The 10,735-nt window shown below is 63.1% G+C and carries 14 protein-coding genes and 1 pseudogene; 11 read left to right on the top strand and 4 right to left on the bottom strand.

Translation table 11 applies throughout. The annotated features are described in order from the left end of the window. Positions 1-133: 133 nt before the first annotated feature. From AB4Z55_RS26380 to AB4Z55_RS26365, 4 genes and pseudogenes are all read left to right on the top strand, one after another. Positions 134-1,480, top strand: coding sequence for a DDE-type integrase/transposase/recombinase (locus AB4Z55_RS26380; protein ID WP_191834414.1), 1,347 nt, complete (start codon positions 134-136; stop codon positions 1,478-1,480). Then, the gene (gene istB / locus AB4Z55_RS26375) at positions 1,477-2,337 is read left to right on the top strand and encodes an IS21-like element helper ATPase IstB (RefSeq protein WP_024498619.1); all 861 of its coding nucleotides are present in this window, start codon (positions 1,477-1,479) and stop codon (positions 2,335-2,337) included. The genes AB4Z55_RS26380 and istB overlap by 4 nt, the downstream gene beginning before the upstream one ends. 625 nt (positions 2,338-2,962) lie before the next feature. Then, positions 2,963-3,379, top strand: a pseudogene (locus AB4Z55_RS26370) (DUF6308 family protein); the annotation flags it as partial. Positions 3,380-3,434: 55 nt separating this feature from the next. Beyond that, on the top strand, positions 3,435-3,713 hold the full coding sequence (locus tag AB4Z55_RS26365; protein WP_369521091.1) for a DUF6308 family protein: 279 nt from the start codon (positions 3,435-3,437) through the stop codon (positions 3,711-3,713). 1,273 nt (positions 3,714-4,986) lie between these two features. Here the strand turns inward: AB4Z55_RS26365 and AB4Z55_RS26360 are convergent. From AB4Z55_RS26360 to AB4Z55_RS26350, 3 genes are read right to left on the bottom strand one after another with little or no spacing between them, the layout of a single operon-like run. Then, positions 4,987-5,166 carry a hypothetical protein gene (locus AB4Z55_RS26360; protein WP_369521090.1) on the bottom strand — a complete coding sequence of 60 codons (180 nt, stop codon included), beginning with the start codon at positions 5,164-5,166 and terminating at the stop codon, positions 4,987-4,989. Further along, positions 5,163-5,489, bottom strand: a complete 327-nt coding sequence (locus AB4Z55_RS26355) for a hypothetical protein (RefSeq protein WP_369521089.1) — start codon at positions 5,487-5,489, stop codon at positions 5,163-5,165. The genes AB4Z55_RS26360 and AB4Z55_RS26355 overlap by 4 nt, the downstream gene beginning before the upstream one ends. A 3-nt stretch (positions 5,490-5,492) precedes the next feature. Continuing rightward, a complete protein-coding gene (locus tag AB4Z55_RS26350) occupies positions 5,493-5,735 on the bottom strand; it encodes a helix-turn-helix domain-containing protein (RefSeq protein ID WP_369521088.1) in 243 nt (80 codons plus the stop codon). Between the two features lie 46 nt (positions 5,736-5,781). Between AB4Z55_RS26350 and AB4Z55_RS26345 the strand changes: the two genes are divergently transcribed. The 4 genes from AB4Z55_RS26345 (at position 5,782) to AB4Z55_RS26330 (ending at position 7,200) form a co-directional block, all read left to right on the top strand. After that, a complete protein-coding gene (locus AB4Z55_RS26345) occupies positions 5,782-6,054 on the top strand; it encodes a hypothetical protein (protein ID WP_369521087.1) in 273 nt (90 codons plus the stop codon). An 88-nt stretch (positions 6,055-6,142) separates the two neighbouring features. Next, positions 6,143-6,343, top strand: a complete 201-nt coding sequence (locus AB4Z55_RS26340) for a hypothetical protein (protein WP_369521086.1) — start codon at positions 6,143-6,145, stop codon at positions 6,341-6,343. Positions 6,344-6,482: 139 nt separating this feature from the next. Further along, the gene (locus AB4Z55_RS26335; protein WP_369521085.1) at positions 6,483-6,776 is read left to right on the top strand and encodes a hypothetical protein; all 294 of its coding nucleotides are present in this window, start codon (positions 6,483-6,485) and stop codon (positions 6,774-6,776) included. Between the two features lie 88 nt (positions 6,777-6,864). Then, on the top strand, positions 6,865-7,200 hold the full coding sequence (locus tag AB4Z55_RS26330) for a hypothetical protein (protein WP_369521084.1): 336 nt from the start codon (positions 6,865-6,867) through the stop codon (positions 7,198-7,200). 471 nt (positions 7,201-7,671) lie between these two features. Here the strand turns inward: AB4Z55_RS26330 and AB4Z55_RS26325 are convergent, their stop codons facing one another. Beyond that, complete coding sequence (locus AB4Z55_RS26325) at positions 7,672-8,232, bottom strand: hypothetical protein (RefSeq protein ID WP_369521083.1); 561 nt, start codon at positions 8,230-8,232, stop codon at positions 7,672-7,674. Positions 8,233-8,607: 375 nt separating this feature from the next. Here AB4Z55_RS26325 and AB4Z55_RS26320 point away from each other — a divergent pair, with 375 nt between their 5' ends. The 3 genes from AB4Z55_RS26320 to AB4Z55_RS26310 all read left to right on the top strand — a co-directional run bounded on the left by AB4Z55_RS26320 (position 8,608) and on the right by AB4Z55_RS26310 (position 10,660). After that, a complete protein-coding gene (locus AB4Z55_RS26320; RefSeq protein WP_369521082.1) occupies positions 8,608-9,078 on the top strand; it encodes a DUF1942 domain-containing protein in 471 nt (156 codons plus the stop codon). 129 nt (positions 9,079-9,207) lie between these two features. Then, on the top strand, positions 9,208-9,414 hold the full coding sequence (locus AB4Z55_RS26315; RefSeq protein WP_369521081.1) for a hypothetical protein: 207 nt from the start codon (positions 9,208-9,210) through the stop codon (positions 9,412-9,414). Positions 9,415-9,712: 298 nt separating this feature from the next. After that, complete coding sequence (locus tag AB4Z55_RS26310; protein WP_369518901.1) at positions 9,713-10,660, top strand: hypothetical protein; 948 nt, start codon at positions 9,713-9,715, stop codon at positions 10,658-10,660. Positions 10,661-10,735 lie beyond the last annotated feature (75 nt).

Here is a 10,735-nt window from a genome sequence, read left to right as displayed (position 1 = left end):
ACGGCGCTCATCGAAATTCCCCAGTGATGCTCATCTGAATTCCCCACCCGTGTGGCTCCGCCAGAGTAGGCGGGCCTCCCGTGATGCTGATGGTCTCTGACCACTCACCAGCAACCTCGGGAGGCCCGCTTTCATGTTGACACGGGAGAACGATGTGGAAGTACATGCACTGCACAACCGGGGGTGGACGATCTCGGCGATCGCCCGCCACACCGGCCACGATAGAAAGACGATCCGGGCCTACCTCAACGGTGAGCGCACCCCGGGCCAGCGCAAGAGGCCGGCGGTTGATCCGTTCGACCCCTACCTCGACTATGTCCGGGCCCGACTCGACGAGGACCCGCATCTGTGGTCACGCACGTTGTGCGATGAACTCGAGGACCTCGGCTACACCCAGTCGTATCAGACCCTGACCCGCCAGATCCGGACTCGCGGTCTGCGACCGAAGTGTGCGGACTGCGCGCAGGTCACCGAACGGGCGAATGCGATCATCGAACACCCGCCGGGTGAAGAGACACAATGGGATTGGGTGGAGTTGCCGAATCCTCCAGCGCAGTGGGGTTGGGGTTCGACCGCATTCCTGCTGGTCGGGTCACTGTCGCATTCGGGGCGGTGGCGTGGCTATCTGGCACCGGATATGACCCGCCCGCAGGTGATCGCCGGTATCGACCGCATCACCCGCCGCTTGGGTGGGGTCACCAAGTCGTGGCGGTTCGACCGGATGGCCACGGTGTGTCACCCGGCAACCGGCGCGTTGACCGCCGAGTTCGCCGGCGTCGCCAAGCATTACGGCGTCTCGGTGGCCGTGTGCCCACCCCGGCGCGGGAACCGCAAGGGTGTGGTGGAGAAGTCCAATCACATTGCCGCGCAACGCTGGTGGCGCACACTTCCTGACGAGCTGACCGTCGAGCAAGCCCAGACCAGTTGCGACACGTTCTGCCGGACCCGCTCGGATGTTCGGGTGCGCCGAACCAAAGATGGGCGCTCGAACGTGGCCACCATCGCCAAACGCGAACCCCTGAGCGCCCCGCCAGCAGCTCCGTACCCGACGACGGTCACCGAGGTGCGGAAAGTGTCTCGCCAGGCGCTGGCGGCATGGAAGGGCAACCAGTACTCGGTGCCCCCGGAGTTGGCGATGAGCGACGTGCACGTCAGTGAGCGTCTCGGTGACGGGCATATCGACATCGCCACCGACTCGGGCATCGTGATCGCCCGCCACCGCCTGGCCACTGCCGGCTCGGGAGCCCAAGTGCGTGACCACGGCCATGTCGTCGCCTTGGACACCCTGGCCCAGGCCGGCGCCTCATCGAGTCGCCGACCGCATCGCCGCAAGGAACGCATCCCACCCGGCCAGACCGCCCGACAAGCTGCAGAAGCGCTGCGCCGCGCAACCGCCCACCCCGCCACACCGACCGAGGCGTCGGTGATCGATCTGAGCGTGTACGAACGCGCCGCACAGAACAGGACCCAACTCCCATGACCAACAAGACCGACGAAACCACCACCACCTCCAATCCGAACAGTGATGCACCGCAGTCACAATCGGCGGTCTCGGTGTATCAGCAGCTACGTGGGCATCTCGCCGCACTCAAACTCGACTCCGCCGCGCAAGCCCTACCGCAGGTGCTGCAGACCGCCGCCGAGCAGGAGTGGACGATGACCTACACCCTCGAGCACCTCCTCGGCATCGAGGTCGATGCCACCGAGGCCCGCCGCCTGGCCGGGCGGCTGCGGTTCGCCTGCCTGCCCACCCCCGCCACCCTGGACGGGTTTGACTACGACGCCGCCCCCGGAGTCGACCGAGCATTGATCCGCGAACTGGGCACTTGCGCCTACCTCGAATCGGCCACCAACGTGCTGCTCATCGGACCGCCCGGCACCGGCAAAACCCACCTCGCCGTCGGGCTGGCGCATGCCGCGGTGCACGCCGGCTACCGCACGTATGTGACCACCGCCGCGGATCTGGCCGCCCGCTGCCACAAAGCCGCCATCGAGGGCCGCTGGGCCACCTGCATGCGATTCTTCGCCGGTCCCACCCTGCTGGTGATCGACGAACTCGGATACCTGCCGCTACCGGCCGAAGCCGCGTCAGCGCTGTTTCAAGTTGTGGCACAACGATATTTGAAGACAAGCATCGTGATCACCACCAACCGGTCAGTCGCCGAATGGGGTGAAGTCCTCGGCGACACCACCGTCGCCGCCGCCATGCTCGACCGACTGCTACACCGCTCCGTCGTGCTCAAACTCGACGGCGATTCCTACCGGCTACGCGACCACCACGCCCGCACCCAAAACCAGCGCACCGCCACCGCACCAACCCGACGGACGCTACAGTAGGAGCCGCCCACGGGTGGGGAATTTCAGTGAGCACACCTGGGGAAGTTTCTTGAGCCCCGTCAACCGCAGACGGCAAGGCGGTCACCAGCCTTCAGATCTCCCGATGCTTGCCAACCCTGGTGGATCAGGTGTGTCGCGCAGAGAACGCAGCGATCGCGGTGCAGTCTTCTCGCGCGAGCGCAGAAGGTTCGCTCGGCGAGGTCAGTTTCGATACGAGTTTATTCCTGTTGTATCGGCAAGTCGTAGCAGCCGACGCGATCATGCGGCCCACCGAAGAGCTTGAGCAACTTGAGAACCAGACCAGCGCTGACCGATCAGCAATCGCACGTGGACATCGCATCGCTGTCGAGCGACTCACTGCAATCGCGACTCACGTCCATGCCATCGAAAGGTGCGCGAGAGAAGCCGCCGGTATTGATGCGGCCCTCGATGCCCGGGACCGACTGGGTGCCAATCAGTCCCGATCGGCGGCACTTCGCGCCCAGATCAACTCCACCGTGACCGGTCCCCACTCAGCAGACCACACAGAGTTCGCTGACACCGAGGCGATCCAGGCCCGCGTCGATGCGTTTCACTCTGTGTACCCCACCGTTGAGGAACCTGGCGGATAATCCCTGCCAGGCATGTGCGGAGAGTCGGGCGAAAGCCGCACAGGCAACCCCGAGAGCTCCTGCTCAACGGCTGGTTCGAACGGATCGGGCCTGCCATCCCTGCCGGCTCTGGGAGGGTGGGATCGAGGGCCATCACAATTCCGCACGCACTGACCACCGACGACCACGACAAGGCCGTCAGCTTCTTGCGCGCCTACTTCGGCAACCCGTATCCCGGAACGGCTTTCACCGGAGCTTCATTCGACGACTGGGACTCTCTCGCAACACGCGCCGCCGACGTCAACGTCTTCACCGCCGATGATATCGTCGCCATCCAGCTACTGTCTGTCGACGCAGGCGGGGTAGCAGCGCGCACGCTCTTGCGCGATCGCCGCGACCACTTCAGCGACCTTCTTAGCGCTATCGGCCCTGACCGAGACCTCGCCGACGAAACCGGGCCCATCTACAGCACCTGGCCGGCCTGGCGCCTCGAGAACCAGCTCAGAGGTGCCAGGTATCGGAATTGCGACCAAACTCATCGCACGCAAACGGCCTCGTCTCTACCCCATCTGGGACACCGTGGTCTCCGAGGTCCTGGGCACCCGCGGCGGACCACACCTGGTCCCGATTCACACCGCATTGCGCACCGACCCCAACCTGCGACGCCGGATCTACGACGCGCGGAAACATGCCGAACTGCCCCAAACGATCAGCGAGCTCCGCATCCTCGATGTCATCGCATGGATGCAGCACCAGGAGGGCGAGCGCATCGCCGCCCGCCGATGATCCGGGCGGATGACCAGCGAGCCGAGGACGCAGCTACTTTACGTCGGCTGGAGGTGCGCTGCGCGGTCCCGGAAGGTCGGACTCGCGCGATGAGCGCCACCACGCTGGCGCATCAATGCCGACGTCCCACAGGTCACGTTCGTGACGCAACATGTCGTGGGTCTGTGCTCAGAAACCTGCACGTGGTCCGGGATAATCGTCGCCTGCACGGCCGTCGGACAGTGGTGGGGTCATCAGTTACTCGCTGCAGCGGTCACGATGGGCGTGGTGGCGGTGACAGAATCACGGCCGGGACGAGCTTGGTGGGTGGGCTCAGCGAGACTCGGCAGTAGTCGTGTCGCGGCCTTCGGCGATCGTAATGACGCGCGGATCTGTCCGACGATCCCGAAAGCCCAGGTCGCGCGATGTGCAGGTCGGTCCGTAACGCGCGGGATTGAGCGAGCGAAGGAACGCGTGTGACCAGATCTAACGGGCCAGGTGATCGACAGCGACATGGACCTCAACAGCCCCCCAGCATCAACCATTCCAACAGTTTCCCCCCTTACGTAACACCCCATGCCACAGCGTCCATGCAGTCGACATCAGCGTGGTACAGCAATCCGCGCAACCTACTAATTGCGATCGGCGCCGCATCAATCGCGCTCGCAGTGCTAGTCGTTGGGCTTTCGCTTGCACTCACATCATCAAGCACCGAGTCCGGGCCCTCGGGCGGATCGGAAACAGTTCTGCAGGTTGCGGGCCCTAGAGCCTCAGCAGCCGAAGAGCAAGAATACTTATACCAACTCCGTACATCAGCGAATCGCGCCTACCTTGAAGCCTTCAGCGACGAGGGCCTACTAACCATGGGCTACCGAGCAGTTGAGATCTACAGCCATCACGCATCGCACGGCGTCGCGAATATCAATACCGTCCTCGCCGACTTCATGGCGGAGTATCCATCACTTCGATATGGTCCTGCGGCTGCGCTCGTTACCACTGCGCAACGGCATCTGACACAAGAAGGGTGACCGATGTTCGACCAGAAAACTTGCGCGAAGAGCCGCTCGGTTGGAGCAACACCTCGCTTCTTGAGGATGTCTACGAACTCAGCGCACAAGCCCACCATCGATGGGTTCACGCGAGCACTGTTCCCGGAAATCTGCAGGTGGGCGGGATGATCGTCGCCAACAACCGTCGTATAGTGGTTGAGTCATCAGTTACGACGGCAGCGGCACGATGGGCGTGGCGTGGTGTCAGCGCAAAGACGCTGCCTGGATGAGCCAGTACGGCTGACTCAGCGAGTCTCGCCAGACACCGTATCGCGGCCTTCGGCGATCGCAATGACACGCGGATCGGAGGTCTTGCCGCTGGCTTTGTCGGCGGCAAGGACCATGCGCGCAGCGGCCCGCCGCGCGGCCGGCGCCAGCGGGCGGCGGGTGGCAGCGGCGGTGGTGCGGCGTTCTGTCGTGGTCATCGGTCCTCCTCGCTGCCAGTATGCGCCTGCTGCGCGGTGATGTCATCTGGCCCGCCGGTCTCGAACAGCCTGATCCGACCCCATTCGCTGAACATGTCGGCCTCCGTTTTGGTGACCAGGGCCGAGGATTGCAGCCGGGCCAGCACGTCGAACCCGAGGACCTGAGCATCGATGTTTTCTGAGAGGGTGTGATCGACCGCCCAGGTGGCGCGCCGCCACCACTCGGCGCGACGGTCGGCGTAGGTGCGTTGGATCATGCTGGCGATGACGCCGGCGAAACCAACCACCCCGACAACCAGGGTCACCCATGCCTGAGCAGGCATCTCCTACCGCCCCTCCCCTGACTCTCGTGCTGCATCATCGAGGATCGATGCCGGTGCGACACCGAAATGGTCGGCGAGCCGATAGATCACCGCCAGGGTGAGGTTGGCCCCCGATTCCGCTTCGGACATGTACTGGCGTGAGATTCCGATGCTCGCCGCGGTCTGCGCCTGCGTTTCGCCCGCCTCCCGGCGTAGCGCACGGAGACGGCCACCCACCCGGCGCAGGTCGTCACCCCGATCCTTCACACGACAACTATAGACGACACACAGTGTGTCGTCTATAGTTGACATCGTGAGCACTCTGGATGAGCCGATCGACCGGCTGTACGACGAGATCCGGGCTGTGGCGCGCCGGGCGATGGAGGTGGAGCGCGACTACCGCGCACTGGCGGAACGCGACGACCTTGCCGTGGACACCCTCGGTGTCGCCACGACTCCCGCCGAGTGCATCGCCCAGATCACCGACGAGCTCACCGCCCTCCGCAACCATCTCGACGCCGCCGAAGCAGCCCGCGCAGATGCCAAGCAGGCCGCGGCGCGCCTTTCCCTCGAACGAGGGGTGTGACCCGCCCCGCCAGGCCGAAAGTAAGGGGTCCGCAGGTGGTTGCAGCCACCCACGGACCGGAACACACACCACGGAAAGGACCCGTGACATGCATCAACGCATCACCCTAGCCGAGGAGACCGCCGGTTACCTCGCCGCCGACCACACGATCCGACGCGTCAGCCCGCAACATCGCGGGGCGACCGCCATCCTCATCCTCAACCGCTTCCCAGCCAACTCCGACTTTGATCGCGGCTACCGCGACCGCCTCGCCGAGTTCGCTGCTGCCCCAACGACACCGCAGAGGTGAATGCCATGTGGCGTCTCGAAGCCATCGCGTGCGCAGCCACTGGCGCGGCAGTCGCAGCGGCACTGACCCTCGCGATCCTCACGCAGCAGGTCTCCCGCCGTTCCCGCACACTGTCAGACCTACCTGGGACGATTGCGCGATGATCGCCAACGAGCACCCTGAGATTGCGGAGCCCGAGGTCATCGCCGCTACGTCTCTGGTCGAGAGAGAGATTGGCCCGCGTGTGGTGGGAGGTCGATACAAGTCGGCCTACCGCGAGCGCGAGTACGAGGTCCTCGCTATCTCTCGATCACCAGAGTTGCTGTGCGGCTGGAATATCACGGTGCAGCACGTGGACCGACCCGGACCGACCACTCACGCGACCGCCTGGGATGCCGCCGATGAGATCGTGCACCACCCGCGCGGTCAGACTCACCAACGCGCACGCCCATGAATGACAACCCGAGATTCGGGCGACCCGAGTCACCACATGTCCGACCTGGCGTCGCCAGCGCGAACCGCGATAACGGATAATGCTCGCTGTGAATAAGCGTGTGGGTGCCGCATTGGCGGCCGGACTGATGGCGACCACTCTGAGCACCGTGGCGGCGGGGACAGCTGACGCCAAACCGCAGAGTTTAGGTCCGGATATCGATGCGTGGTGTGCCTTCAGTCGAGCCATCGGAGGCTCGCCGCCGGTGGAGTGCACGGACCTTCGCCCCTGGCTGAAGCTGAAGCAGCCCTATGCAAATCGCGATGCCTGCGAGAACAACATTCAACGCCAGTTCCGTCGATACCAGCGCGCCGAATACGGGCGCTGTCACCAGGGCGGCGATGGCTTCTACTACATCACTCTGTGGGCTAAGCCGACTCGCTAGAACTCCGTCGGAGGGCGGCTCTGCGGGGTGCCAGTCAGCGAAGACCAGCGATTCAGGGCGTGGTCATCGGATGATGCGGCTGACCGGATGGGTATGAAAGTGCTTCTGGGATCAAAGGTTATCGTCGGCGTTTCGATTGTTTGTTGGCTGCTCGCGTCGCGATCCACATGATCGCGATAGTTCCCGCGAAAATGGGAACCCAGAGAATAAGATCGCTCATCGAACTGAGACCCTGTCTATCGAGGTGTCCGGACCTAGGACTGGCATCATGCAGTACTCGCGGTGACGCCGGCGAAACCAACGACCCCAGTAACCAGGGTCACCATTCCTAGTCAGGCATCTCCTAGCGACCTTCCCCTGGCTACCGCGCTGCGTCATCGAGGATCGATTCCTTCGCGTTGAGGCCCCGGCCTCAACGCGAAGGACAGGCCACATGCTTGTGCCGAACGGGCTCATGTTCGAGGTTTCATATCACCCGAAGAGCGACCCAAGACTCCCAGTTCCGACTCCTGCCGCCGGCACGGTGATCGTGTACGTTGTGGCGGCCCCCACTCTATTCAAGGACGACCCGTTTTCTGAACCCACGCAGGCTTGAAAAACCACATACGACGGGCTTTGATCCGTCACCTCGGCGAAGTCATGAGTCGACTGTGTCTGTCCGGGCGCAAAGACGATGTTCGGCGGATTCGCGACTGTCTCTGAGGCCGGGATGCTTGTGCTTGCCTCAATCGCATCGGCCCAACGTGCGTTGTACTCGGCGTCGGTGTCACTGTCGTACCAAGCGTTGTACGCGGTCGCGAGCTTCGCTGCGGCATCGGCTGCGCTGGGCTTGAAAATACTGAACGCACAGCCAGCTGAGTAGGGAGAGTTGTTCGTGACTGTCAGGGTGAACTTGTAGTCCGAGGTCACCTTGCCCGAATGGGAGAACGCGGCTTGGTCCACGGTTCCGGCAGCCGATGTGCCGGCGCCAAGGCACGCTGCAGCACAGCCAGCCATTACAGAGGCGGAAATCGTAGCGAGACGCATTTTCACGTGTGCTTGTCCTTTTCGAGTTTGTACGAACGGTAAAAGCTGGTGTCCCAGTGACAGGTACCCCGATAACCGGTCCAGCCCGTTCCAGAGCCAGTTCCTACTTGCGGTGGATCAGTCGATCTCGCATCGAAGGGGGTGGTGTGGTGCATCGGTAGCGTACTTGACAGGAGTGCGGTAGCGCAGTGCTGAGGTACCGCTCTCGCCTCTTTTATGTTGTAACGCAGCAAGATTAACCTGTTCGTACTACGCCGCCATGTTCATGACATGCTGTCCGAGTGGGCTACGATCTGGTTCGGTCAGCGGGTCTTTCGGGAGGGACACGCCGGGCACAATCACCCCGTTTGCGTCGGGTCGGATCAGAGAAAAAGAGAACACATGAAGCGCGTCATCGTTGCCATCCTGGCCACTCTCGCCGTTCTGGCACCCACAACCGCCATCGCTAGTGCCGCCCCATCCCCGGCGTACTTCAGCTACACCGACTGGGCCGGCTACGTGACGTTGAACTCCGCCAGCAAGAACAGCAGCGAAATGACGATCGACGTCACCATCGAGGCCACTCGCGGTGCTGTCCCGGTGAACCCGCTGTACTTCTTCGTCAAGGCCGCAGACGGAACGACTTACGACTATTCGTGGACCGGAGACAGCACGCTACGCGCAGGCGATCTGCCAGCCGGACAGAAAACCCGGGGCACCGTAGTGTTCGACATTACCGGCGGCCCCGAGCCCACCCAGGTGATCTATGAAGCTCCGCTGGGTGAGCAACTCACCAGCTGGACCATTACGTGGAAGCCTGCACCGAAACCAGCCCCCAAGCGCGCAGCTCCCTTCGGATCGTCTGCATCCTGACCACAGCAACCCCCCTGTTCGAGCTCGCGAGTTCGGCGACGTGCCACGGTTGGTCATGATGACGGTCTAGGCTGCGGTCGCAGCGCCCGAGTGCTGCGTTCAATGTTGTCGAGACTCGAAGGAGTGGTCATGGCTGGAATTGCCGACAAGTTCGACAAGGCCTACGAGGACAAGTCGCTGGCCGAGTTGGCTGATGCGCCGGTGGCGGCCCTGCAAGGGGTCAGCGACGGCGATGCGGAGAAGCTGCAGGCAGCGTTCAACATCAAGACCGTGCGTGACCTGGGCACTAACAAGTACTTCCTGTGGGCCCAAGCGGTCGCCAAACTCGCCGAGTAGTTCTTCGCCGCGCTGAAGCCGCCGACCATTGGGTCGGCGGCTTCAGCGTTCGGGGCCACCAGATCGGATGGGTTGATGGCCGGTATGTCACCGATGCTCGCCACCGCAGGCACGGCACCGACGGGCCCGGGGTGGGCGTGGGAGACGAAATGGGATGGAGTCGGGTGGGTTCCGGAATTCTGCACCTGCGTCCGAGATGAACTGGCGGCACAAGATCGAGCTCAGGTCGATGGGCGGGCAAGTTCGTGGCGAAGTGACGCGTCTGAACATGTCGTAGGTGACGCTTAGGCTGCTCAGCGTGGGTATTCGCATTGACAACCGTGCCGGCTTCTCCAGCGATCAGCTAGCGACGATGTCCGAAGGGCTGGATCGAATGTCGTGTCCTGCGTCCGCGGAGGTTGTGATCTGTGACGACTTCGTCAGCGAGGTTCGCGATCTGTTGAGTTCAACGACGTACGACACTGCCCGTGGAACGAATGTCGTTGCTGCGAAGACAATCCCGGTATCTGACGACTGCCAGGTGATCGTGGTGAACGCTGAACCCGTGCGCGGGTTGGAACTCGCACAGCTCGGCCGACTACTGGCGCACGAGGCCGGACATGCTCTGATCCATTCGCGGATGGAGGGCCATCCCGACCTTGACCTTCGTTCGCCGCAGATGGGCGAACAGGTGCTTTATGCGCTGGCAACGACCGCGCTGGACGAGTACCGGGTGGAGCGGGCGGTCTACGCGCAGGGCTTCCCGCTCGCGCAGGAGGTGGACTGGCCCGCCGCGGGCCAGGTCGCTACCGACGTGAATCTAGATGTAATGGAGGCAGTCGTTGACAAGACAAACGCCAACGACGTCGAACGGCTTGCTGGTGATATCGCTGCGGTTCACAATTGGTCGTCGAAGAAGATGGCCTACATCGCGGCGGCAGTTGCCGCAGACGCGATGCCTGAAACTGTCGACGTGCTCACGGAACACCAGGTCGACTGGGCGGACTACCTCGAGGGCACGTGGTCTCATCGTCTGGCGGCCTACCGGCTGGCCCCTGACGCTTCATCACCTGCCTCGGCTGACCAACTGCGTCGCGTCGTCGCGAAGCTTCTGACCGTTGAGCGTCACTACCTGACCGCGATGGGTTTCTTCTACCGCGAGTACCGCGACACCTGGGGGTTTCATCGTCGAAAAGACAACTCTCTGTTTGCCGCCAGATTTGATCGTGCCGCTCGTGTCGTGATGGAACGCGCCGGTTCTGAATGACGGACGCGACCTGCACCTGCCGCCCGCTCCTACGGCCGCCCAGCACGTCGATGTTCACTATTTTCTGAATACACA

It is taken from the genome of Gordonia sp. ABKF26 (assembly GCF_041103195.1).
In the GTDB taxonomy this organism is placed as follows: domain Bacteria; phylum Actinomycetota; class Actinomycetes; order Mycobacteriales; family Mycobacteriaceae; genus Gordonia; species Gordonia terrae.
The sequence above is the reverse complement of the archived record's forward strand: the minus strand, read 5'-3'. Positions and strand labels throughout refer to the sequence as shown.